The organism is Hymenobacter segetis (assembly GCF_054776495.1).
The window spans coordinates 92,827-117,248 of record NZ_BAAHBV010000004.1 but is presented as its reverse complement, the minus strand read 5'-3'; the positions used below and the strand labels follow the sequence as shown (position 1 = coordinate 117,248).

Below are 24,422 nucleotides of genomic sequence, written 5' to 3'. Positions count from 1 at the left end.
AATGAAACGGTTTTCTGCTGCTCCAGCCAAATCAGCCGCCTTTGCAGGGGCCCGCCCTCAGGCTGGGCCGACGGCCGGCGCCAGTGGTGCCCCTGGAATCCCCAGGCGCCGGTTCGGGCTCCGGCTGGTTGCGGGCGTCTGCCCCAGCGAGGGCTCAAACCAATCCCGGTAAGCAGTCGTCAGTCGGTCGGCCACGATGGCCAGGCGCTCGGTTTCGCCGGCGCGCAACACCCAGACGTGGGCACTGCCGCAGCCGACCTCGTAGCCGGTGCCGAGCAATTTCTTCACTGCCCCCGCCAGCCCGCGCAAATCGGTGGTGTGGGTGTGGGCCTGCACGTGCCGGCGCAAGGCCTCCAGGCGGCGCTTTTCGGCAGCATCAGCGGGTTTCTGCTCAATGGCCAGGTAGGCCTGCTGGGGCGGGAAGGGATTAGCTAAGGGAACGGATTTGAGGGACTGCGTCATGAGAGTAGGGTAGGGGTGGAGGGAAGCCAAAGCGCCGGTGCTACTCAGCGCGCGTGCAGGTAGCGAATGTCCCGGAAGCCGGCCAGCAGCCGGGCCGTAGCAAAAGCCTGGGCAAACCGGCCGCCGTGGTAGTCGGCGTGCAGTTGGCCGACCTGGGTGAATTCGTAGGCGAACCCGGTAGGGCCGCCCAGGGGGTGCAGGCACTGGTCAGCCTCCCCGGCACTGAAGCCGCTCAGGTCGCGGCCGCCCCGGCTGAGCAGCACCTGCACCCCCGGCCGCTCATCCGGGCCCCGCTCGTACACCTCGTAGATGAGGCCCACGGCCTGCTCGCGGGGATAAAGCACGGCGTCGCCAATGGTTAGCTGGTGGGGAGTATTCATCGTGAGGGTCGTGATAAAGTTTAAAGCAAAAGCAGGCTATACTGGCCACCCTGGTTTTCGCGGGTGGTGCGAACCGCCTCGCGCGCAATGGGCCGCAAGGCCTTCACCAGGGCTTCGAGGACCTGAAAATCATCCGTCGTGGCCAGGCCCAGCTGCAGGCGCCCGGCCACTTCCAGCGTCAGGCCTTCGTTGTTGAGGCCGTAGCCGCGCTGCTGCATGTCGGCTTCCACGTCGGTCAGCGCGGCGGCAACCCGGGCGCGGTACTGGTTCCAATCGGGGTCCCCGAAAACGGGGGCTTCGGCTGCATTCATGGGACGGTGGGGAAGTGATGAGGGGGAAGTGATGAGGAGGTAAAGGGCCGGCCTTAGGGTCAGCCGCCGGAAGCGACTGCCCGCGGGGAAACTCAGGCAGCGGCCAGCCAGCTGAGCTCGGCGTCCCGGTACTGCTGGCTGACCTCGTCCTCGGCCAGCGCGAATTCCAGCACCCGGGCCGGAGCGGGGGCGGGCACTGATTCGCCCTCTTCTTCGACTCCCAGAATCAGCTTGGCGGCGCGCTGGGCCTTGCTGGCGGCTTGCAGCACCAGCTTTTTATCGTTTTTGAGCCGCTCCAGCCACGTCTGGATATAGGCCACGGCATTCTCTTCGGTCTGCGCGGTATCGAGGCCGGCGGCCGCGCACAGGAAGGAAGCGCCCATCTCCGCCGTCAACTCCTCGCGGGCGTAGCTGGCCGAAAGCTTGCCTTCGCCGGCGATCAGGTCCGGGCGGTCAAGCCGGGAAGCGTGGCCGGTGCTGTGGGTTAGCTCGTGAAACAGCGTAGCGTAGTAGCCTTCGCCCGTGGTGAAAGTAGCCCGCTCGGGCATATTCACAATATCCAGCGACGGGGAGTAGTAAGCGCGCTGGTGCCGGTGCTCGATGGCGGGGCGTCCTTCCCAGCGGCACACAATGGCTTCGGCCGCCGCTATGGGCGTGTGGTCGTGGCGCTCCACGGCGGGCAGGTTAAACTCGATGCCTTCAACGTCCTCTACCGAAAACACGGTGTAGTACTTCAGAAAGGGCAGCTTTTCCTCTTTGCCGGTTTGCTCGTTCTCGCGCACCGACACGTTGTAGTACACGACCGGGTGCCCCTTGGCGCCCTTGCGCACGTTGCCGCCCAAGGCCAGCGCCTGCTTGAAGGTCAGGAAAAAGGGCAGCGCGCCGCTGAAGTGCAGCAGAAAGGCATTGATGCCCGAGTAAGCCGCGCCGGTCGCGTAGTTGCGGGGCAGGCCGTAGACCGCATTCCACGGCTTGCGCCACGGAATCACGCCGCCTTCCAGTGCGGCCACTATCCGGTCGGTTACAATCTGGTACACATCGGGGCGGGGAGAGGTAGCAGCGGCAGCTTGGCAGGTGGATGGCTTGCGGGTCTTTTTCATAATAAAGCGCTGTTTTTGTGGGCGTTTGTTATACCTATTAAACGCAAATAGTCACCTGATAGTTTATTTTTTGCTTCTTATTATATATCTTTTTGCTCTTTTTATTAGACTTTCTTTCCCTACTGCCCCCTCCGGGACCGGGTTAAATCAGTCACTCCTTTCAACTGGTCAGCTTCAAGGCTGAGGAGTTGAAAAACCACTTTTTATAAGCGAAGAGTGCCCCGGCGCGGGCCTGTTTTTGGGCAGGCTGGCCTCGGGGTGTGGCGGGCTGGTGACGGTTGCGCACGGCCCATCAGGCCTGACCTGGCGCCAGGATTGACTACTATTTTTAGCTTTCTTGTTACTAATTTTATTAGTAGCGCGTATTATTGTGGGTACGCCTACTCCATACCACCCATGCGCAACGTCGAACTAATCCCCGTCCATGACTCCCAGACCCCGTTTTTACTCCCGCTTTTCAGCTGTTCGGTATCCGCCGGCTTTCCCTCGCCGGCATCTGACTATACCGATGAGCTCTTCGATTTAAACCGCCTGCTGCTGCGTCACCCGGACGCCACGTACCTGGTGCGGGTGAGCGGGGAGAGCATGAAAAACGCCGAGATTCACGAAGGCGACCTGCTGGCCGTGGACAAGCAGCTGGAAGCCGACCACAACCACATCGTGGTGGCCGTTGTGGACGGGGAGTGCACTGTCAAGCGCCTGGTCTGCGTGCACGGCACCTGGTGGCTCAAGCCGGAAAACCCCGACTACCAGCCTTGGGAGATTCGCGACGCCGGCGACGTGCGCATCTGGGGGGTGGTCACCCACGTGCTCCACGAATTAATTCCCGGTAAACTGGCGGCTTTGCTGCGCACCCGCGACTAGCCATGTATGCCTTAGTCGACGCCAACAACTTCTACGTGTCCTGCGAGCGGGTCTTCCAGCCCCGGCTCGACGGCCGGCCCGTCGTAGTCCTTTCCAACAACGACGGCTGCATCATTTCCCGCTCGGCCGAAGCCAAGGCCCTGGGCCTGCAGATGGGCGACCCGTATTTTCAAGTCAAGCCTCTGCTGGAGCAGCACCACGTGGCCGTGTTCTCCAGCAACTACGCCCTTTATGGCGACATGTCGCGCCGGGTGATGTGGTACCTGAGCCAGGTAACGCCGGCGGTGGAAGTGTACTCCATCGATGAGGCCTTTCTGGACCTGCACGGCATGGAGCCCTTCGTGGTGGACAGCCTGGATACGTTCGCCCGTGACGTCCGCGCCAACGTGCTGGCCCGCACCGGCATTCCCACCTGCGTGGGCATCGCGCCCACCAAAACGCTGGCCAAGCTCGCCAACCGCCTGGCCAAGAAGAACCCGGCCCTGGGCGGGGTGTGCCACCTCGACACGGCCGAGCGCCGCCGCTGGGCCCTGGAGCAGGTGGCGGTAGAGGACGTGTGGGGCATCGGGAGGCAGTACGCCCAGAAGCTCTACGCAGCCAACATCACCACCGCGGCGGGGCTGGCCGGCTGCTCCGAGGCCTTTGCGCGCAAGCACCTGGGCGGGGTGGTGGGCGGCCGGCTGGTGCGCGAGTTGCAGGGCCTCCCCTGCCAGGGCCTGGCCCCGAGTGAGGACGGCACGCTTTCCCGTCGCAGCCTGTGCTGCTCGCGCACCTTTGGGCGGCCGCTGACGGAGTTTCCCGATGTCACCGGCGCGGTCAGCGCATTTGCCTCGCGGGCGGCCGAGAAGCTGCGCCGGCAGGGCGACGCGGCCCACCTCATCACGGTTTTCCTGAGCAAGAGCCGCTACGGGCTGGAAGCGCCGCCGTACTCCAGCTCGGCGGTATTGACCCTGCCCGTGGCCACTAACGACACCATGGAACTGGTCCGGTTTGCGCGGGCGGCGCTCAAGCGCCTCTGGCAGCCGGGCACCCGCTACACCAAAGCGGGCGTGATTCTCGACGGCCTGGAGCCGGAAGGGCAAACCCAGCTGACGCTGTTTGAAGCCGGGCCGGTTTCCGAAAAGCGGAGCCGGCTAATGGCCGAGCTCGATGCACTGAACCGCCGCTTTGGCAAAGGCACCGTGAAGCTCGCCTCCCTGGTGTTGCCTGCCGGCCACTTGCGGGCGCCATGGGAAGGGCAGGCGCAGTGGCGCACGCCGCAGTACACCACCCGGCTGGAAGATTTACTGTTGGTGGGGTAGGCGCGAGCCGGGTCAGTAGTGCGCCGCTTTCCGCCAACATGGTGGCGACAGCCGGTGCTTTTGGGCCTGCTTCAGCTTCGTAAACAGCCCGTTGGCCCTGCCACGGTCGATGACGTCCCGGTATTAGGCGGAGCCGGTGGCCTTCATTGGCAGAGCGCAATGTGCTGCAACAACGCCGGAACTGAGCACCATGCCCGGCCCGGGCGTACCCGTTAGGCAGAAGGCCGTTCGTCCAGCCGAGCCGCGTTCAGCAAATAGCTGGCCTTGGTTAAAAGGTTGGTCCAAAAGTCGCGTTTGGACTTGCCGCTGGTTACTTGCAGTATTCAAGACGCGGGCGTAGTTAATTGTGCGTTATGTGGTTCAGAAACCATAGCTCATAAAGCAACCAGCCAAAAACTTTCAGAACCCACTTCTTGACCCATCAAAATCAGTTGTGTTGCCTCGCGCAGCCAGTAGGGGATGGGGTTGCAGAAAGGCGCACCTTTTTTAACACCAGCTAGGAGCTCAAATAGTTCGCTTTGATTGGAATTCCGTCTGGGATAACTTGACACCTCAATACTTACTTCTTTACTGACCAAGGATGCAAACATCGGTTGCTGTATAATATCGCCAGCACGTTTGATGCAAACTGTGTAGTTTGCGAGATAGATGAAAAAAGCTGCTGCTGGCTTCGTTCTCATTCATTACCAGCATTCATGGCCAAGGAAAAATTAGTGGAGTTTCTACAGCGTGCCGGCTTTATCAACGCATCGCAGGCTAGCGATATTGCTGAGAGTTTTACCCATCGCATGCTTCACAAAAGTGACTTTTTGTTGCACGCCGACAGCGTCAGCGATGCCTATTTATTCCTAGACAGCGGGTTATTACGGGCATTTGTGTACGATACCGAAGGAAACGAAGTCACTACTGGTTTTTATTCGGGCGGGCAGATTGCCTTTGAGGCATCTTCTTTCTTCAATCGAACGCCTTCTCAACAATACATGCAAGCCCTGACCGAGTGTTCGGGCTGGTTGGTTACGCACCAGCAGTTCAATGCACTGTTCCATGCGCGGCCGGAGTTTCGGGAGTTCGGCCGGTCGGTGCTTGTGCGGACGCTGGCCAGCATGCAGGAACGAATGCTGGACCAAATTCGGGAAACGGCGACAGCCCGGTACGAAAAGCTCATGAAGGCCAGCCCTGAAGTATTGCAGTATGCCCCACTCAAGCACATTGCCTCTTATTTGGGCGTGACCGATACCTCGCTTAGCCGCATCCGCGGAAGTGCCAAGGAAGCCCATTATTAGCGGCTGGTGGGACCGCCAATAAGCCAGCCTGCCGCTACGCCGTATATTTTTTCACAATGATGGTAGCCGTGTGCCCGCCGAAGCCAAAGGAGTTGCTCATGGCGTAGGTTACCGGCAAGTACACTGGCTGGTGTAGCGCCAGCGGAAAGCGACCAATGAATTCCGGGCCCAGCGCGGTGGTATTGATAGTGGGCGGAACGATGTCATTCTGTACCGCGTGCACGCAGGCAATGGCCTCAATGGCCCCGGCAGCCCCGAGCAGATGGCCGGTCATTGACTTGGTCGCACTGACGTGGAGGTAAGGCGCGGGCCCAAATACCCGCTCGATAGCCTTGGCCTCGCTCGCGTCCCCCAGGCCAGTGGACGTGGCGTGGGCATTGAGGTAGTCAATCTGGGCCGCATGCAGGCCAGCATCATCGAGGGCCGCCTGCATGCTTAGGTAGGCCCCTTCGCCCTCGGGGTGGGTGCCGGTGAGGTGGTAGGCATCGGCGGCCATGCCCCCGCCCACCACTTCGGCCAAGATGGGAGCCCCGCGCCGGAGCGCATGTTCGTATTCTTCCAGCACCAGCGCCCCGGCACCCTCGCCCAATACAAAGCCGTCCCGGTCTTCATCGAAGGGGCGGGAGGCTGTAGCGTAGTCGTTGTTGCGCGTGGACAGCGCTCGGGTCGCGTTGTAGCTGCCGATGCCAGTGGCGTTAATGGCAGCCTCCGAACCTCCCGAAATCAGCACGTCCGCTTTGCCCCAGCGAATGTAGTTGAAGGCATCAATCAGCGAAGTAGTGGACGTAGCGCACGCCGAAACGGTGGCGTAGTTCAGACCGCGCAATCCGTACTTGATGGAAATAAGACCCGCCGCAATGTCAATGATGATTTTGGACGTAAAAAACGGGTTAAAGCGCGGGGTGCCGTCGCTGCCAGCGAAGTCCGAAATCTGCTCCTGCAGCGTTTGCAGCCCGCCCATGCCCGAGCCCCAGATAACGCCGATGCGAGTGCGGTCCAGCTGGTCGAAATCCAGTTGGGCGTGACGAATTGCTTCGTCGGCGGCTACCAGGGCATACTGCGTGAACGGGTCGTATTTGCGGGCCTCGCTGCGGTCGAGGAAATTGAGTGGGTCAAACCCTTTCAGCTCGCAGGCGAAGCGGGTCTTAAACTTGGCGGCATCGAAGCGCGTGATGGGGCCTACGCCGTTCACTCCCGCCACCAAGGCGCGGCCAAAGGAAGGGGCGTCGTTGCCGATGGGGGTGAGGGCACCCACGCCCGTCACGACCACTCGTTTTAGTTCAGGCATACAAATGAGAATTTAAAGGATATGGAAGCCCGGCTTAATGGTCGGAGAGGCTGACCACGACCGGTGCGGCCCCCGGCCGGCGGCGCAATACGAGCAGCAAAAGGGGCATGGCAATCAGAAAGCACCCGCCCACCAGTAGAAAGGCATCGTTGTAGCTTTGAATGCCCGCCTGCAGGTTCACCCGGCTGTCCAGTAGTTGGTAAGCCCGCTGAACGGCCTCGACTGGCGCCGTTCCCATGCGGGACGCAACCAGATTGGTGGTGGCGGCCAACCGTTCACTGACGTTTAAATCGCCAGCGGTCAGGTGCGTCACTAGGGCTTGGCGGTGCACGGCAAACTGGGTGGCTAGGAAGGTATTAACCAAGGCGATGCCGAAGGAGCCGCCAAGTTGGCGCATCATGTTGTTCAGCGCCGCCCCCTGGGCAATGTCCTGGGGTGCCAGCCCCGACACGGCCAGCGCCGTCAGCGGTACGGTGAGCAGGGCGATGCTCACGCTGCGCATAATCAGCGGCAGGTAAAAGTCGCCTTTTCCCGCCAGGCCCGAAAGCAGCGACATGCGCCAGCTGAAGCCAAAGAAAAGCAGAAAGCCCAGCGCGATGACCACCGGAATCGGTACGCCGCTTTGCAAGGCCCGCGCCGTGAGGATGAGCGCAAAAATGGCGATGATGGCACCCGGCACGGACAGCAGGCCGGTATCAAGCACCGGGAAGTGCAGCAGGCGCTGGGCAAATACGGGCGTGAGGTACACGGAAGTAAACAAGCCCATGCCCGTTACGAAGGTTAGCACGGCTGCCACGGCCAGCGTTTTGCTTTTGAGCACGCGCAGGTTCACGATGGGAAATTCCGTGGTGAGTTCCCACCAAATGAACCCGACCAGGCCCACGGCTGCTACTACGCTCAACTGTGCAATGTAAGTGGTTTGAAACCAGTCTTCTTCCTGCCCTCGCTCCAGCACTACTTGCAGGGCTCCAATGCCGACCACGAGCAGCAGCAGGCCTATCCAGTCCATGCGCAGGCTCTCGCGGCTGGCTGTGGGCGCGGGTTCCGCAACGAGCCATATAGAAAGGATGGTCACCAGAATGCCGATGGGGACATTGACCAAGAATATCCAGTTCCAGCTTGTCACGTCCAGAATATAGCCACCCAGCGTCGGCCCAATCGTGGGTCCGGTGAATACCCCAATGCCAAAGAGGGCACTGGCAATGCCGCGCTTAGCGACCGGGAAGGCTTCAAAAACGATGACCTGAGAAGTGGACAGCAAGGCCCCGCCGCCCAAACCCTGAATAAAGCGAAAGGCCACCAGCGTCCAGATGTTGCCCGCCGTGCCGCACAGGGCCGACGCCACCGTGAAGAGGATAATCGACCCGATGAAGTAGCGCCGCCGTCCTAGACGTGCTGCCAGGAAGCTGCTAATCGGGATGACGATGATGTTGGCAATGGCGTAGGACGTGATAACCCACGAGGTGTCGGCCAGCGTGGCACCCAGGTTGCCGCCCATGTGGGAGAGGGCCACGTTCACAATGCTGGTATCAATGAGCTCCATGACGGCCGCAGAAATGACCGTGGCGCATAAGAGAAAAAGGCGAAGAGTGCTCATGCGAAAATTGGTTATTATACCAATCGGTATAATTTTGAATCAAAAAAATATTACTCGGTCAGTTCGGTCTCAATCAAATGCTCGATGTGGTCCAGGGTAGTGTGCAGCGCGGAGGGTTCGCCCGCAACCCGGGCCAGCAGAATGCCGCCTTCCACCAGCGCGATGAATAAGGTGGCGTAGCGCCCGGCGTCGGCTTCCGGCCGGATTTCGCCGGTCCGCTGGCCGGCCTCAATGAGCCGCACCACGTGGCGGTGCCAGCGCCTCACGCTGTCTTTTACCCGTTGCAACAAGGCACTGGGCGGGGCATCGTCGGCTTCCACCGCCGCGTTGAGGATGGGGCAGCCGCCGCATTGGCTGAGTTCGGGGAAGACAGTCCGGTAGAAGCGGGGCAGTGCCAGTAGTTGCTCCCGGGCCGGACCGGAATCTGCATCACCGGCCCGCAGGCCTGCTTGTACCAGTCCCAAATTGTAGTCGAAAGCAGCTAGGGCCACTTCCTCTTTGTTTTCGAAGTTGCCGTAGATGGCACCCTTGGTCAGTCCGGTAGCGGTGGTTAAGTCACTCAGGGATGTGCCAGCGTAGCCCTGCTTATTGAAAATGGGAGCCGTTTGCTCGATGATGAACTGGCGGGTGCGCTCGGCTTTGGACATGGGGAAAAGGAAATGAATTACAAATATACCAATCGGTATTTTATGCCCAACACCTTTCTTTTTTAAAAGTTCGCAGCGCCACAATTCAATTGCTTTCCTTGGGCTCTTTGAGCCTTTCCAATAGTAGGGCGGCCAGGACCAGACACGCAATGTCCACCCCGAGCCCATAGCGGAAGGCGTGCACGTAACTCGCCGGCTGCCCGGGGTGCCAAAACGAGAAGAAAAGGCCTCCAATTACGGTAACGCCCAGCGCCGAGGCTACCTGCTGAAATGTTGAGTAGACCCCAGCCGCTCCGCCGGCAAAACGGGCCGGTAAGCCGCGCAGGGCCACGTTCAGCAGCGAAGGCAATACCAAGCCGTTGCCTAAACCGTAGAGCAGCAGCAGTCCTTTGAGCCCCGCCGTGGAAGAACCAAACGCCGGGGCCCACCGCATCTGGCTGGCCAACGCGGCCAGCATGAGCAGCAGTCCGAACTGGAGCAGGCGCCGCCCAAAGCGAGCAATATATCGAATGGACAGGTAGGAAGAGACCAAAAAGCCCGCTCCTAAAAATAGGAAGGTGGACCCCGCCGCGTAGGAATCAACGTGCAAACCACTCTGCAAATACACAGTACTCATCAGCAAAAACGAGTTATGCACGCTGAAAAAGAAGATTAGCACGCCCATCCCCAGGTTAAACGATGGATAGGCAAATAAGCCAACGTCCAGCAATGGATTGCCCCCGCGCTGCCCCAGCCGGGCCTGCTGCGCCACGAAGCCGGCCAGAACCGTCGTGCCTGTCAGCAGTATCGCTACGCTCCAAAGGGGCCAGCCCAATTCCCGACCTACCCCTAGCGGATAAACCACGCCCACCAGCCCGGCGGTGAGCAGGGCCACGCCGCGAAAATCGAATCGCTGAGCATGGTTGGGTACCGTTTCGGGCAGCAGGTGCCAAGCAGCTAAAGTAGCTGCGGCTCCGATGGGCAAGTTTACCAGAAAGGTGAGCCGCCAACCGGCCACTCCCCAATCCGTGCTCACTAGGAAGCCACCCAGATACAGTCCCAGCATCGAAGCCAAGCCCAGCGTGATGCCGTAGTAGCCAAACGCCCTGTTGCGGGCGTGCGCTTCCGGAAAGTTGACTTGAATCAGGGCGATGGTTTGCGGCACCATGAAGGCCGCAGTTACGCCCTGCAGGAAGCGATACAATACCAGTTGGGCAATGCTGGGGGCCAGGCCGCACAGGCAGGAGGTGAGCGTGAACAGTACCAGCCCCGCGAGAAAAATGCGGCGCCGGCCGTACTGGTCACCGGCCCGGCCGCCAGTGATGAGGAAGGAAGAAAATCCGAGTAGGTAACCGGCAATCACCAGTTCCAGGTCGGCGCCGGTGGCGTGCAGGTCGGTTCGAATGGCGGGAATGGCCATATTTACGATGAACACGTCCAACACGGAGAGCAGGGGAGCCGTCAGGATTACAAGCAACAGCAAGAGCCTCGACTGCGGCTCCGCTACAGGCTCGCAGGGTGCAAGGGCATCAACAGTGTCGCTCATAGTAGGGGCAAATGGCAGGTGCACCGGGCTCCGGGGTAAAAAATGGGGTAGTTCCGCAGTTCGGCGAGCAGGTATTATTTAGCGCCTTGCTCGTCTACGCTGGCAATTAGCGCGGCCAGCTTCGCGTCCAGCGAGTCCGCCACTTTGCTAATGGCAGCATTCCCAAACTGCCCAAAAAGCGAGGAGGGCAAGTCATATTCCACGCGAACCTTTTGGTCGGCGGCCTCATACACGAGCACGCGCAACGGAGCATACAGCGCGGCGCGCATATCGTGCTGCGTCATGGACATGGCAATGAGCGGATTGCCGATGGCGTACTGTTTGGCCCTGCGCGGTGCCCCGGCAATGGTCAGCAGGGCCCCATGGTCCTCCATTCCGAATAAGACCAAATCCTGCTCGCCACCTAGCTGCTTGAGGTAGGCTTCAACCATGGCTGGTTCCGTCTCCACCTTGCCGAACATCGCCCGGTCAAGATGTCCCAGCGCAGCTTCGAGGTGCTTCGTGAACTGGGCGAAAGAGGAGGCCACCTTCACCACTTGATGGCTGGCTGCGATGCTGTCGGTCATGGGGGTAAAAGGAAAAGAGAGTAAACCAAGTTGCTAGGCCATCATGCAACGCGTAGCAAAGCATGATGGCTTTTTCGACAATAGCTAGTGCGATTCCTGGTCTGCTTCCGCAATCAACTCCGCTACCCGCTCATCGATGAATTCCGCCACTTTCTTCACTTCCGGGTTGCCAAACTGCCCGAAAACTGAAGAGGGCAAATCGTACTCCGCGAATACCTGCTGGCTATCGTCTTCATACACCAGCAGGTGCAGCGGTCCGTAGAGTCCCGCCCGCATATCCAGCCGGGTCATTTTCGAGAGCGTCAAGGGGTTGCCGAGTGCGTAGAGCATTGCTTTGCGCGGGGCCCCTACCATCGTTAGCAGCAACCCGTGGTCTACTTGCATAAAGAGGAATCCGTGGCCGTGCCGCTTAGCCAGTTCCGCTTCCACCATGCCGGGCTCGGTTCCGACTTTATCCATCAAGGCCCGGTCCAGCGGCGGCAGAGCTGCTTCAATGTTGCGCGTAAAATGGTCAAATGGTAGTTGTACCCGCACCACTTGGTGGCGTACTTCCGTGATTGTTTCCATGGGATTAAGAGGTGCGTTGTTGGCGTTTCAAGAAGATTACAAGCCCCCTTTCACTAGACGCGGAGCACCTTGGGTTAGCATTAGGTGCGCCAGTTGCTCCGGCACATCAATCATCAGCCAGTGGCCGGCGGCAACGAAGTGCAGCTCCGGATGCTTAAGGTGCGCGTGTAAATTTTCCGCCAACTGCGTATGCAGGTCAGGGTCATTTTCGCCCCAGATTATCTTGACGGGGATATCGAGGGCCTCCACTTCATAGAGCCGGCGGGTATTGCGCGCCACAGCGTCGTTGAACTGGGACGTCAGTTGGGCGAAGGCCGGCCCGGCGCTGGGCTGCTGCCGGAAATTGTTATCGATGATTGTCCCGATAACTTCTTTGTTGTGAATCTTTTGCTTATCGGTAAGGCCTTGCAAAAAATGGTCGCGCTGAAAGTAGAGGACCCAGCCAAATTGCTCCGGGCTTTGGAGCAGGGCCCGGCCGAAGTCTTTAAGACTATCGTTTGCAAACAGCTCAATAAACGCCGGATATCGCAGGGTAGGCGTCTGCGAATAGATGCAATTGAGAATGCAGAGCGAATCGACGTACTGCGGGTAATCCAAGGCAAAATCCATCGCGGCCATGCCAGAAGAGTCGTGGCCAACCGGCACGATTTTGCCCAGGTTCAGCGCCTCCACCACGGTGAGGAGGTCACCGAGCTGCTGTCGGAAGCTGTAGATGGCGTCCGTCGGCTTCTCGGAAGCGCCGAAACCCAGAAAATCAAAGGCCACGACTCGGCGTCCGCCCGCGACGAGGTAGGGAATCAGTTCAGAGTAAATCAGCAGATTGTCCGGAAAGCCGTGCATGAGCACAAAGGCTGGTCCGGCGCCGGCGTAATCACGCACGTAAATGCTACCCTTATCCCGCGGGATGTGGTGCTCAATGAATGGGAGAGTTTCCATACTAAACTGGATTAAGATGAATTAGAGCGCTTGGTGCGCGGGTAAATTCAGATTCTGAAAGCGTATAGTCCGGCTATCCGCTCGGAGGTCCTGCTACCAGGCTAGCCCCTTCTTACTGCAATAGGAAAGTCCCTATGCCTCCTTGCGGACAGCCGGACCACTGCTTTGCTAGGCGCGATTATCGACCGGCTGGCCGCCGGCAAAAGCCAGCAAGTCACGGTTCAGGCGTTTTTTCTCCGTGAGAAACAGGCCGTGGGGCGCGCCTTCGTAGGGAACGAACTGCGCTTGCGGCACGAAATCGGGAACGCGGGCCCCGCCGGCGGCAATGGGTACAATCTTGTCCTCGCGGCCGTGAATCACGAGCGTGGGAACCTTGATCGTAGCCAAGTCAGCGCGAAAGTCGGTGGCGCTGAAGGCATGAATACACGCCGTGGTGGCCCGCGGCGACGCCGTTTGACAGATGCTTTGCATCCAGTCCAGCGTGGGCTGGTCCACGGCCGGGGCGAAAGGTCCGACCCCAAAGAACAGCCTCGCAAAATCGGTCAGAAAGCCGAAGCGGTTGTTGTTAATGGCGCCTTCAAACATGTCAAAGATTTGCTGGGGCACACCGTCCGGGCTGGCTTCGGACTGGAGCAAAAAGGGCGTTACGGCCGAAATGAAAGCTACCTTGGCCACTCGGGCACCGCCGTGGCGGCTCATGTAGCGGGCCACCTCGCCGCCGCCCATCGAGAAGCCCACCAGCGTCACGTCCTGCAAATCGAGGTGGTCGAGCACGGCCTTCAAGTCGTCAGCCATCGTGTCGTAATCGTAGCCGTCCCAGGGATGGTCGGAGAGGCCGAAGCCGCGGCGGGTGTGGGCCACCACGCGGAAACCGTGTTTAGGAAGCTCGGCTAATTGGTATTCCCACATGGCGTGGGTGGCCGGCCAGCCATGCATCAGCACGATAGCGGGGCCCTGACCGAGGTCAGTATAATTTACGTGAAGGTCGTTGCCAGCGGCATCGGTGCCCGTTTTGATGTACCGCATAATGGGATTGTAAGGGGGTGATTAGGGTGGTTTTGGATTTCCTTGGAAAGCCCTGCTCATTTGGCGCTGCCTATACTGCCAGCGCTAGCTGAACTCGATGTCGCACACGTCAATTGACACAATCAGTGGCTCGGGCTCGTGGGTCAAATCCGCGTTGCGGATGAAAATCCGGTGCTCGGTGGGCAGCGTGATGCCAGCCACCGTGGCGTGCCCCGAGAAGTAGTGCGCCCCCGGCGTGCCGCCGTTGATGTCCACGTCGTAGTCATGCCGGCGGATGAGGCCATCCGGCGCGACGTAATAGGTCTGCACCGGGCAGTGCGTGGCGATGGAGTCGGGGAACGTGACCTGCATGCGCTGCCAGATTTCGCCGTTTTCCTCCCAAGCCCCCAGCTCCGCAATCCGGCAGCCAGGCAGTGTGAAGGTGAAGGGAAATGTGAGGTAATTCCACATGCCGTAGCCAATGAAATACGCTAGTTGCGGCGGCGTCCAGGGCGTGTAGAGCGTGTGGCCGGCGAAGGACGCGCGCGGGTTTAGCAGCTCCTCTACCACGTCGCCAGCAGTGGTTTCGATGAGCACTCGGCCGGGCGTGACGGCGGTGCGGTGGTCGGGCGCGCCGAAGGGCAGGTGCGAGGTCCATTCGCGATGCAGCTGCACGGTCACAGCCAGCTCGTGCGCCATGATTTCGGCTTGGCCCTTAATGCCCCACAGGCCGCCGCCAAATCTCGCTTTCACGGTCAGCATTTCCAGCCGGTGCCAGCGTTCGAGGCCGCCGTGGGCCTCGACGGTTTGTCGAAGTAAGCTGCTCACAATATGGCGTTGCCGGGCCTATAGACTGTTGAGAATGCCGGCCAACTCCGTGGGCTTGGCGAAAAAGGAGGTATGGCCGCTGTCAATCGTGAATACTTTCACGACGTGGCCATTCGCCGCCACCATCTGCTTTTGCAGGTTGGTGCTCACACCCACGTCTTTCAGCGTTTCGATGTAGTATTTGGGCACCCGGCCGAAATTGGCCTCAGTTACGGCTGCTTTGGCCGTGAAAGGCTGTAAGGGTTCGGTGCGGTGCCGCTCCACGACCATTTTCTTGATGTCGTCGGAGCAGTCCGAGGCGAAAATGGGTACGATGGCCTCGGGCTTGATGGTAGCGCTCGACTTATCAGCCGATAGTACCAAGTTCGGTCCAAACAGGCTATTAGGGTCCGGGATGCCCAGCACGAACTGCCCATTCTGCGGCAGAAAGGCCGAGAGGTACACCAGCTTCTCAATCTTGTTGGGAATGCTTTCGGCCACCTGGGTAATCACCATGCCCGCCAGGCTGTGCCCTACCAGCACCACCTTGCCCGGCTCCTTGTTGATGTAGGCCGAAACCGTTTTGACGTAGTTGTCCATCGTGGCCTCGCCCAGCGGCGTCTGGTCGTCGCCGTGCGCCGGCAGGTCGAACACGATTACCTTGTTGCCATCCTTTTCCAGCAGGGGCTTCACCTTATCCCAGGCGTACTTGCCGACCCAGGCCCCGTGCACCAGCACGAAGGTCTTTTTGGCTTTCTTTTCCGGCTTAAGCAGCGTGAACGAGGCGAGCACGAGGGCGAGGGCCGCCAACGGCGCAGCCCACAGAATTTTGGTTTTCATGGAGTTATTGGTTTTCATGGGGTTGTAATTAATGGGGTGAAAAAACAAATGGTGTCGGGCCACGCTCTAACCTGGGGCCGCGGGATTTTGTCCGTGATAAGCCACGGTTGCGGAGATAATGCCCAAGCTGGACCAATGATGTCAGCTCTGGGGCGATTCCGGGCCGGTCGGATAAATGCCGTTGGATGAAGCGGGCCCGGGCAGGTTTTTGTGGAAGGTGGCCAGCAGCAGGGCCGTATCCCAGTAGAAAACGGTGAGCTCAATTACCTTCCCATCCTTCAGGTGCCAGTGGTTCATAAAAGGCATGGCGTAGGGGGCATTATTTCGCTGTAACTGGGCCCTGAGCTCCCCGGTAGCCACCACCACGTCGTCGGGGACGTCGTTGCGGGTGTAGTACTGAATGGATTCAGTTTGCAGACTGGCCCACGTTTGAGTGATGGCTGAAAACAGGGAGATGTAGCCCGCCCGCCCGTGGTAGATGCCCCCAAAAGGCAGCGATTCCGGAACGTGGATTTGCACGTGCTCATCCAGCAGGGGCAGCACTTTGCTCAAATTATTTTCCTGGATATGGCGGTAGATACCTTCGATAATTTGCTTGGAGTTTGGCATATCGCAGGACAGGAAGAAGTGATTTCTGACCTAGCTAAATCAAGCGTTATGCCACCATATTTCCAGTTGGTTTCGCAATCACATAACAGTATCCGGTTGTTATATAAAGCATTGTTAAACAGATTATTGGTGTAATGTAATCACATCTATTGCCAGGCTTGCTATTCTGTTTTGATGATAGATTCTTCTGGAGTAATCCAGGAATTTTGGATAGGTACAGCAATGTTTCTGGATACTATTACCAGCGCTGATGCCACAATTGGGAGGAGGCACGCCTAGCATTTCAAAGCTGGAGGAAGCACATTGGTCGGTGGCCAGCCGTCGGTAGAGGAGAACCCTTTTCAAGTAAAGAGCACCTTGTGGAGCAGGCACGCGGACGCATGACACTACTTTCCTTTCACTTCAAAGCGGGAAACGCTTTCTGCCGCCGGAAATCCGTGTTGGCGCAAGTAGTCACAGATGATGCTGGAAATCAGCTTACCACTATCTCGTACATTGCTGGCGTGGGTGAATACCTCATACAGGTCGCCGCCCTGTTGTATGAAACTGCTCACGGCTACCGAGTAGCTCCGTGCGGGCACCAGTGGCTTGCCGCCAATCAAGACCTGTTCCAGCGTGCCATCGCGACGGGTTCGGACGCGCAGGCCGGAAAATTGCAGCATGCCACGCTCCCGGGTCAGGCCATGCCGCAACGCCTCCAGCACTTGAGTGCCACTCATGGTGCACATAACCAATGTATTTTCAAAAGGTAAGGCATCGAGTACGTGGGCGCGGGTGACGGGCCCCTGCGGCAAGTCGGCTCGTAAGCCGCCAGCATTTACAAACGCCACATCGGCGCCGGAAGTAGCCCGCATCACGTCAGCTACAAACGCCCCCAGCGGCGATACCGTGCGGTAGTCGCGCACCAGGCGGCGTGGCGCGTTCGCCAGGGGAGGACCCATTTCCCGCGCTAACTGCTGCTGGTACGGCCACAACGCACGCACGACGGCAGGGTCGGGGGGCAGGCTGTCGGTATAGACTTTGAGAAGCTCCCCCCGATGGCTCAATACCTGCCCGCCTTTCACTTGCAGGGTGAGGTAGCCCAGGCGGGTACCGTACCCGTAGGTTTGCACAATGAGGGTACCGGTTTGGGAATGCACATAGGGCTGCTCGATGCCGCGGTGAGCATGCCCTCCGACAAACACATCGATGCCCCGCACGGCCCCGCACACGCGGATATCTTCTGCAAATGCACGCTGCAGGTCCGGATGTGCCTCGGCGTCGGTTTGCATTGGACCCGTTTGGCCCTGATGCGCCAGCACCACAATCAAGTCTACTTGGGGCTTAAGTTCATCAACTGCCGCTTGCAGCAAGGGCACGGGGTCGCGAAAGTCCAGAGTGGCCACACCAGTTTTCAGCGATACGTCACGGGCATCGGCTCCAATAATGCCGATGACGCCTACCCGCAGCCCATTGCGCTCCAGAATCACGGATGGGCGGCAGTAGGGATGGTCGGTGCCCTGAAAGAAAATGTTAGCTCCCAGTATAGGGAAGGGTACCCGGTTCATCTGCCGGGTAAAGTTGTCGGAGCCGTAATCAAATTCGTGGTTGCCGATTGCCATCGCATCGTAGCGCATGGCCCGCATCATTTCCATCATCACGGCTCCCCGGCTCAAAAAAGACTGGGTGCCGGTAAACATGTCGCCCGCGTCGAACAGAAACACGGTACTGTCTCGCTGGCGGATGCGGTTGACGAGCGTGGCCAGGTGGGCGGCACCGCCCACCCGAGGCTGGCCCGGCAGCCAGTAGGCCGGAATAGGGTCGATGGCGCAATGAAAATCGTTGGTGTAGAGCAGGGTAATGCTGCGCGGCACCGGCGTAGTTACTGGCTGGGCCCGCAGCAGACCAATCAACGAGCACAATAAAATGGTGAAGCACCACCGGGCCATTCCTAGGCCCCCAAAAGATACCGCTTGCATAAGCTCAACAAAGAAGGGGATGATGAAGTAGGCTGATTATCCGTTCGGTGGGCAGGTTGCCGAACGGCTATTTCTGGCTGGGCAGAGTGGGAACGTCAAGCCAAATAGGCGACGACCAAGCCTGTTGGCCATCGGTTTGGGTCACGCGCACATAGTAGAGGAGCGGCCCTTGCCCCTTCGTGGACTCGCTTACCGCAAAGCGAATTCGGCGCAGGTCCTCCGTGCGTAGCTGCTGCCCGCTCTGGGGCCGCGCGGGGTCGTAAAGGAGGAAGGTCCCCTTATTCATGCCCGGCTCCTGTTCCACGCGCACCAAGGCAAACCGATTGTCCAGATTGCGCACCAGCTCGACGCGGTCAATCGGGGCGGTGCCCTCTACCCGCACCACCAGCCGGGCCGAATCTGGCAGCGGCAATACCGAACCCATGGGGTGGCCGTTGAGGGTAAATTCGAGCACGATGCGGGCCCCGCTGGTAGCGTAGTTGCGGCGCTGCCGCAGGGCCGCTACCAGGCTGCCAGGGGTGAGGCTGTCGGCCAGCACCACGGTCAAGCCGCCGTCGCCGGGGCTTAAGTGGTGGGTATCGCTGGCTCCCATTGCCCCCACGCGGTGGCCCAGGCGCAAGGCATCCTGATACTGGTGACCGGGCACCTGGCGCCGGCCCTCGTGGGGGTTGCCATAAAATTCGGCCCGCCCGTGCCAGGACGTGATTTCAAAGTTGGGCTCGGCGGTTGCGTCGTAAGGAGCATTGGGGTTCCAGCGGCCCCAGGTGGCCTGCCCGGCGTGGTGCGCCGACACCAAGCCGCCCCAGGGCTTTATACGCTCGTATAGGTTGTCCACAGTATTGGCCTCCGGCAGCGCCGAGCTAAAGGTGGGAGCATTTTGCCCGGGATAGAGGACGATGCGGTGACCATAATCCGGGGCAGCGGTCCACTCAAAACCCAGCAGGTTGACGTACCGGCCCGGGGTTGTAAAGATGCCGGCCACCTCCTGCAGTTCAGCCGATTCGGACGGTTGCAAGCGTCCCATCTCGGCGTGGTCGCTCACGACACTAAAATCCAGGCCCAGGGGTCCTCGGGCCAGGGCCACTAGCTGGTCGGGCCATCCGTATTTGGCGTCGCTGAGGACGCTGTGGCTGTGGGGGTCGCCAAAGTAGAGACCATAGCGACCGTCGGCCGTGCGGGCCGTGCCGGGTATGGGCCCAGGCAGGGGTTGGTCCACCACAGCGGCTGGGTCGAAGGCTTCGGGTGGCGCTGGCTGGAGCGGTGCGGGCGTCCAGCGCAGCATTTCGGGGTCCAGCACAGTCGTCAGCACCACATTCGCATTTGCGCGCGTGTTGTAGGCGTCCACAAAGCCGCCCTGGTATTTGGCCTCGTCGCCCTTGGGAGGCAGGACCTGGCCTTCCCAAGCCACTCGCAGCCGGTCGTTGGGCAAGGGGACCAGCGCCGGCCACTCGTCGCGGCCGGGGGAAAACTCGGTCAGGTGCAGCTCCTGGGACCAACCAGCCGGGCCATACACCCGGCCCCACAAGTCAAAATTGTGTCCCCCGGTAGGGTCCGTGCGCCAGAGCACCCACAGGCGCTGTTGGCGGTCGAGGCATATCGTTGGGTAATTCTGGGTCTGTTTCCAATGCCAGGCCGGCTCTACGGCATCGTGGGCGGATTTGTCGATTCCCCAGGGGTTCACCTGGCCAGCGGGCAAACCCGGGGCAGGTGCGGGCGGGGTAAGCCAGCGGCCGTGCCGCAGGGCCCGCACGAAGACGCCGCCGGCGTGCTGGTCGGCGCGGAACGGCTCATGGACCAAGCCGCGCAGCGAATTCCAGGCTACCCACAGTGTGCCGTCAGGGCCGCAGGCTAGGCTGGGCGAGTCGTCGGTGCTGGCGTCACGGGTCGCTTGCAGCAGCGTGTCGGTGTGGATAGGCGCGCCAGCCGGTTTGCCCAACCGCGCCAGCCACACGTCGTAGTTGCCGTGCGCCAATGCATCGTAGCCCAGCCACATACCTCCTTGTGGGGTAGCTGCCAGCGCGATGCGGCGGCTAAAGCCGGGCGGCGAAATAATTTGCTCCGCACTCCACCGACCAGATTCGCACACCCGGGCTACGATGGCGCTACGCTCCCGTTCCGGATGCTCCCATGCTAGCCACACCCGTCCACGGACATCGGCCATCGCCTTGGGGTGCCAGGCGGCTTGACTAGTGGTCGAAAGCCGCTGCTCGGGCCGCCAGCGCCCCCGCACCCGCTGGCGCCCGTACACGGCCCACTGCCCGTGCCGTCGGCCCTGCCAGAACACCCACGTTACGCCAGGCACAGCAACTACCGTGGCCAGACTTTCTACCCCTTTGCCCTGGTCCACGCGCTCGGCCGCGGTCCAGCCCGTAGGGGTTCGGGACCGCCAGTAAAGCTGGTCAAGCCCTCCTCGCAAGGAGGTGAACACAACCGCTGCTTCACCGGCCTCGTCTACCGCCAATGCAGGATACTTGTCATAATACGCGTCGGATTCACTTAGGCTTTGGACTGGGCTTGCTATTGCTGACATGCTCTGGGTCCAGGCTAGCCCCGCCTTCAGGATTAGTAACCCGGTCAACCAGCCGCGATGCCGCAACCCTACAATAGCTCCCAGGCGAAAAGCGGAAAATAGCGAAATGTGCATAAAGTAGCGTAGTCAAGCAGCTAGCCAGTAGTTAGGTTAAATCAGCCGCGGGTCTTGCAGCTGATTTATCCGGCGGTGAGTAAGGGAAGGTTAATTGGATTGGCGGGCGCCCAAGGGGCGCGGAAGCAGGCTAGTCGGTATCAGGCCGAACTGCCGCAGATGGTGGTGAAAATGCTTGAAATGAAACACCTGCCACTGGCGAAAATTGAGGTTGCCAAAAGCCGGATGGACCGCAGTTGCAGCTGGCTGCTGGGCGTAGTGGTCAAAAAATTCGTCCAGCGTCAGCAGCAATAAAGAAATCGCTGCCGCCAGCGACGGCTGATGCACAGGGCCCAGTTTGCGAGCTGTCGCGGGATTGGGGGTACTGATGTTAAAAGGTGCATCAGCTTGCAGATAAGCTTGAACTTCGTCGAGGGCCGGGCTGGGGGGCGGGGCGGGCAACCCGTAGCGACCCATGGAGAGGCGCACCGCGCCGGTCAAGTGCTCCACCATGTGCTGGGCCGTCATCTGGCCCCAATTGGGCACTTGAATAGGGCCGAGGTGGACGAGCAGCCGAGGCACATCGCGCTGCAAAAAGTCGATTATTTCGGCTTCGGAATACGGGAAGTCTGACATGATAAAGGAAGTTGGTCGTGAGCTTAGGCTGCTGCCAGGGTGGGAGCAGGTGCTGGAATTACCGCGACATCGGGCGGCAGCAGCTTGTAGAGCACCGGCGTGACGATGCGTGAGAGCAGCAACGACGAGCTAAGCCCACCCACGAGCACCCAGGCCAGTGGCGTATAGAGCGGAGCTGTTTCCAGAATCAGCGGCACCAGCCCGCCGATGGCCGTGAGCGTGGTCATGAGGATGGGGATGAAGCGGGTTTCGCCGGCTTCTTCAATGGCCTGCTGCAGTGGCAGGCCCTGGGCTCGCAGCTGATTGGTGTAATCGACTAGCAGAATGGAGTTCTTGATTTCGATGCCGATAAGGGCCACGAAACCGATGATGGCCGTGAAGGAAAACGGATAGCCCGCCAAGTGCAAGGCCAGCACCCCACCCACCGCGCCTAGCGGCACCACCGAGAGCACAATCAGTGTGCTTTTCAGGGAGCCGAACTCAAGCACGAGCACCAGCACGAAGGCGAAGGACGAAAGCAAAATGGTAGTGCCGAAGCCCGCGAGGGCATCATCCTTGTTTTCCTGCTCGCCGGCCATCTTGTAGTAGTAGCCGGGCGGAAACTTAAGCTTATCAAGCCGCTTCGCGGCGGCTTTTTGCAGCGTGGCGTAGAGGTAGCCGTCTTTGGCAAAAGCGTTGACGGTGGTGTAGCGGGCCTGGTCGAGGTGGCGGATGGCGGGCGCGGCCGTTTGCAGGCGCACGTCGGCCACCTCGCGCAAGGGCACCACCCGGCCGGTAGCGGCAGGCACGTAAAGGCGGTCGAGCACAGCCAGCTGCTGGAAGCCGCCGGTGCGGGCCAGGGTCACGGTCACGGGCAGCTTGTCCTGCCCGTTGCCCTCGGTCAGTTCGGCGGCGGGCAAGCCGGCCACGGCCAAGCGCACGGTGCGGTCAATGTCGGCTGTTGCCACGCCCAGCAGGCCGGCTTTCTCCTTGTTGATGTCGACTTTTAAGTCGGTGGCAAGGTTTGCCACCGGGTTGTAGAGGTAGGTGGTGCCTGGTACGGCGCGCAGCTCCTGCTCGACTTGCATCGAGAGCCGACGCAGCGTGTCGAGGTTGTCGCCGAAAATCCGGACGGCCACCGGTGCTTCCAGCGGCGGGCCCTGCTCGAAATCCTTGACTTCGACGCGGGCGTTGGGGTAGGAGGCCAGCTCACGACGCAATTTCTGAACCAGCGCATTTTTCTCCTCCCAGGTTTCGGCCCGGCACTGCACAAAAATCTGGGCGAAATTGGGCTGTTCGTTGCGCTGAGGCACGTTGTAGTAGATGCTGGGCTGGCCCTTGCCCACGTTGGTGGTATAGTGGATGATGTCAGCCGAATGCCGGGCCAGCACCCGCTCCACGTCGCGGGTTACGCGGTCGGTCTCGGGGATGCCCGCCGAGTTGGGCATCTCCACGTTTACCAGGAACTGGGGCTTTTCGGCCTTGGGAAACAGGCTGAAACCCATGCGCGGTACCGCCACTCCCAACCCCAAACCCACCAGCCCGAAGGCCACGAGCAAGGACGCTTTGGGATGCCCCAGTGCCCAGTGCATCAGCCGCCCGTAGGTGGCATCCACGCCCCGGTGCAGGCCGCGTAGCAGAAAGTTGCCTTCCGGATTGTCCGATTCCCGCAACAGGCCCGACGCCAGAAACGGCACGATGGTGAGCGAGACGAGTAGGGAGGCCGCTACCGCCGTCACCACGGCCGTGGGCAGCCCTCGGATGAAGGCGCCCGGCGAGCCCGGCAGCCGCAACAAGGGCACAAAGGCAATGATGAGGGTGACCGTGACGCCAATCACGGGCAGGGCAAGCTGCGAAGTTGCTTCAATCACAGCCTCGGTACGGCTCTTACCGGTACGCAGCATGCGCTCGATATTCTCGACCACGACGATGGCATCGTCCACCAGAATGCCCAGGGCTACAATCAGGCCCACGATGCTGAGCTGATTGATGGTAAAGCCCAGCGCGTTGAGTAGAAACAGGCCGATGCTGAGCGAGAGTGGAATGGAAATCATCACCACCACCGCCGAGCGCCAGCCCAGCGGCAGCAAGGTCAAACTTACCAACAGAATGGCCAACAGGAAGTCTTTGCCCAGCCGCGCCAGCCGGTGACTGACGCTGGCCGCCTGGTCGAAGGTGGTGATTAGCCGCAGGTTGGCGGGCAGGGTTTTCTGAAAGGCCGCTACCACCGGGCCGGCCTGTTTTTCAAGGTTGATGATGTTCTGGCCGGGCTTCTGCGAGGCCGTTATCATCACGCCGCGTACCCCGTCGAGGCGAGTAATGTGCCGGGCCTCCGCGTAGTTAAAGCGCACGTCGGCCACGTCGCGCAGCTGAATGATTTTACCGCCCCGGGCGTATACCACCACGCTTTCAATCTCGGCGAGTGTGCGCAGGTCGCCGCTGGTTTTCAGGTTGAAGCGCCGGCTGCCTACCTCCACGCTGCCGCCGGGAATGTTGAGGTTCTCGCTTTGCAGCGCGCCGAGGATGGCCGCGGGCGGAATGTTCTGCTGGGCCAGCTTTTCCAGGTTCAGGGCCACGCGCACCTCGCGCTGGGGGTAGCCCCAGGTTTCGACTTTCTTGAAGCCTGCCACGCCCTGCTCCAGCTGGTCCTGGAGCTTTTCGGCCCAGAACTCCAACTCCTTGTACGAGGCATTGGGGCCAAGCAGCATGTACTGGTACACGTTGACGTCCGACGACTGGAACCGCTTCACTTCCAGGCTTTGCAGGCTGGCGGGTAGTTCCGGGCGGGCGGCGTTCACCTCGCGCACCATCTCCTGGTACTTTTCCTCCGGGCTCACCGAGAAGTCATACTCGACTTTCACGATGGCCAGCCCATCATCGGCCGTGGAATTGACCTTCTTGACATTTTCCAACTCGTTGAACCGCTTTTCCAGCGGTTGCACCACGTCATTTTCCAGGTCAGCGGGCGAGGCGCCGGGGTACACGGCCACCACCGTGAAGGTAGGAAAGTTCACCTCCGGGTCTTCCCCGCGGGGCATCGTGAGCAGGGATTGCAACCCCGCCGCCAGCAGGGCCACGAACAGAATGAGCGTGAACGAGCGGTTCTGGACGAAAAATTCGATAAAGCGACGCATGGCC

General features: G+C 60.4%; 23 protein-coding genes. 3 read left to right on the top strand and 20 right to left on the bottom strand.

From position 1 onward, the window contains the following. Positions 1–57: 57 nt before the first annotated feature. The 4 genes from ACYU70_RS21380 to ACYU70_RS21365 form a co-directional block, all read right to left on the bottom strand. Entirely contained in the window at positions 58–462 is a 405-nt protein-coding gene (locus ACYU70_RS21380) for a hypothetical protein (protein ID WP_342300825.1), read from the bottom strand. 44 nt (positions 463–506) lie between these two features. After that, positions 507–842 carry a hypothetical protein gene (locus ACYU70_RS21375; protein WP_342300827.1) on the bottom strand — a complete coding sequence of 112 codons (336 nt, stop codon included), beginning with the start codon at positions 840–842 and terminating at the stop codon, positions 507–509. Between the two features lie 20 nt (positions 843–862). Next, the gene (locus ACYU70_RS21370; RefSeq protein ID WP_342300828.1) at positions 863–1,153 is read right to left on the bottom strand and encodes a hypothetical protein; all 291 of its coding nucleotides are present in this window, start codon (positions 1,151–1,153) and stop codon (positions 863–865) included. Positions 1,154–1,245: 92 nt separating this feature from the next. Then, a complete protein-coding gene (locus ACYU70_RS21365) occupies positions 1,246–2,253 on the bottom strand; it encodes an ArdC family protein (RefSeq protein ID WP_342300829.1) in 1,008 nt (335 codons plus the stop codon). A 396-nt stretch (positions 2,254–2,649) separates the two neighbouring features. On the opposite strand from ACYU70_RS21365, the gene ACYU70_RS21360 reads away from it, so the two are divergent. Then, positions 2,650–3,117, top strand: coding sequence for a LexA family protein (locus tag ACYU70_RS21360; protein ID WP_187455491.1), 468 nt, complete (start codon positions 2,650–2,652; stop codon positions 3,115–3,117). A gap of 2 nt (positions 3,118–3,119) precedes the next feature. Beyond that, on the top strand, positions 3,120–4,418 hold the full coding sequence (locus ACYU70_RS21355; protein WP_342300831.1) for a Y-family DNA polymerase: 1,299 nt from the start codon (positions 3,120–3,122) through the stop codon (positions 4,416–4,418). A gap of 374 nt (positions 4,419–4,792) precedes the next feature. On the opposite strand, the gene ACYU70_RS21350 is transcribed toward ACYU70_RS21355, so the two are convergent. After that, a complete protein-coding gene (locus tag ACYU70_RS21350) occupies positions 4,793–5,098 on the bottom strand; it encodes a hypothetical protein (RefSeq protein ID WP_342300832.1) in 306 nt (101 codons plus the stop codon). Positions 5,099–5,113: 15 nt separating this feature from the next. Between ACYU70_RS21350 and ACYU70_RS21345 the strand changes: the two genes are divergently transcribed. Further along, positions 5,114–5,701, top strand: coding sequence for a Crp/Fnr family transcriptional regulator (locus tag ACYU70_RS21345; protein ID WP_342300833.1), 588 nt, complete (start codon positions 5,114–5,116; stop codon positions 5,699–5,701). 34 nt (positions 5,702–5,735) lie between these two features. Here the strand turns inward: ACYU70_RS21345 and fabF are convergent, their stop codons facing one another. The 15 genes from fabF to ACYU70_RS21270 form a co-directional block, all read right to left on the bottom strand. After that, positions 5,736–6,989 carry a beta-ketoacyl-ACP synthase II gene (fabF, locus tag ACYU70_RS21340; protein WP_342300835.1) on the bottom strand — a complete coding sequence of 418 codons (1,254 nt, stop codon included), beginning with the start codon at positions 6,987–6,989 and terminating at the stop codon, positions 5,736–5,738. A gap of 34 nt (positions 6,990–7,023) precedes the next feature. Next, complete coding sequence (locus ACYU70_RS21335) at positions 7,024–8,586, bottom strand: DHA2 family efflux MFS transporter permease subunit (protein ID WP_342300837.1); 1,563 nt, start codon at positions 8,584–8,586, stop codon at positions 7,024–7,026. Between the two features lie 50 nt (positions 8,587–8,636). Further along, positions 8,637–9,233, bottom strand: coding sequence for a TetR/AcrR family transcriptional regulator (locus tag ACYU70_RS21330; protein ID WP_342300839.1), 597 nt, complete (start codon positions 9,231–9,233; stop codon positions 8,637–8,639). Between the two features lie 85 nt (positions 9,234–9,318). After that, positions 9,319–10,758 carry an MFS transporter gene (locus tag ACYU70_RS21325; protein ID WP_342300840.1) on the bottom strand — a complete coding sequence of 480 codons (1,440 nt, stop codon included), beginning with the start codon at positions 10,756–10,758 and terminating at the stop codon, positions 9,319–9,321. A gap of 74 nt (positions 10,759–10,832) precedes the next feature. Continuing rightward, positions 10,833–11,324, bottom strand: a complete 492-nt coding sequence (locus tag ACYU70_RS21320) for a DUF302 domain-containing protein (protein ID WP_342300841.1) — start codon at positions 11,322–11,324, stop codon at positions 10,833–10,835. Between the two features lie 84 nt (positions 11,325–11,408). Continuing rightward, positions 11,409–11,891 (bottom strand): DUF302 domain-containing protein, encoded by a 483-nt coding sequence (locus ACYU70_RS21315; RefSeq protein ID WP_342300842.1) that lies wholly within the window; start codon positions 11,889–11,891, stop codon positions 11,409–11,411. A 36-nt stretch (positions 11,892–11,927) separates the two neighbouring features. Then, positions 11,928–12,827 (bottom strand): alpha/beta fold hydrolase, encoded by a 900-nt coding sequence (locus tag ACYU70_RS21310; RefSeq protein WP_342300844.1) that lies wholly within the window; start codon positions 12,825–12,827, stop codon positions 11,928–11,930. A 168-nt stretch (positions 12,828–12,995) separates the two neighbouring features. Next, complete coding sequence (locus ACYU70_RS21305; protein ID WP_342300845.1) at positions 12,996–13,853, bottom strand: alpha/beta fold hydrolase; 858 nt, start codon at positions 13,851–13,853, stop codon at positions 12,996–12,998. 84 nt (positions 13,854–13,937) lie between these two features. Further along, positions 13,938–14,660, bottom strand: a complete 723-nt coding sequence (locus ACYU70_RS21300) for a hypothetical protein (RefSeq protein WP_342300846.1) — start codon at positions 14,658–14,660, stop codon at positions 13,938–13,940. Between the two features lie 18 nt (positions 14,661–14,678). Next, positions 14,679–15,497, bottom strand: a complete 819-nt coding sequence (locus tag ACYU70_RS21295; protein WP_342300848.1) for an alpha/beta fold hydrolase — start codon at positions 15,495–15,497, stop codon at positions 14,679–14,681. Positions 15,498–15,620: 123 nt separating this feature from the next. After that, positions 15,621–16,088 (bottom strand): nuclear transport factor 2 family protein, encoded by a 468-nt coding sequence (locus ACYU70_RS21290; protein WP_342300849.1) that lies wholly within the window; start codon positions 16,086–16,088, stop codon positions 15,621–15,623. 386 nt (positions 16,089–16,474) lie between these two features. After that, positions 16,475–18,046, bottom strand: coding sequence for a bifunctional metallophosphatase/5'-nucleotidase (locus ACYU70_RS21285; protein WP_342300852.1), 1,572 nt, complete (start codon positions 18,044–18,046; stop codon positions 16,475–16,477). 67 nt (positions 18,047–18,113) lie between these two features. Continuing rightward, complete coding sequence (locus ACYU70_RS21280; protein ID WP_460616120.1) at positions 18,114–20,474, bottom strand: CehA/McbA family metallohydrolase; 2,361 nt, start codon at positions 20,472–20,474, stop codon at positions 18,114–18,116. A 306-nt stretch (positions 20,475–20,780) separates the two neighbouring features. After that, a complete protein-coding gene (locus ACYU70_RS21275) occupies positions 20,781–21,305 on the bottom strand; it encodes a DUF1569 domain-containing protein (RefSeq protein WP_342301573.1) in 525 nt (174 codons plus the stop codon). 23 nt (positions 21,306–21,328) lie between these two features. Continuing rightward, a complete protein-coding gene (locus ACYU70_RS21270; protein ID WP_342301575.1) occupies positions 21,329–24,418 on the bottom strand; it encodes an efflux RND transporter permease subunit in 3,090 nt (1,029 codons plus the stop codon). Between the last annotated feature and the right edge of the window lie 4 nt (positions 24,419–24,422).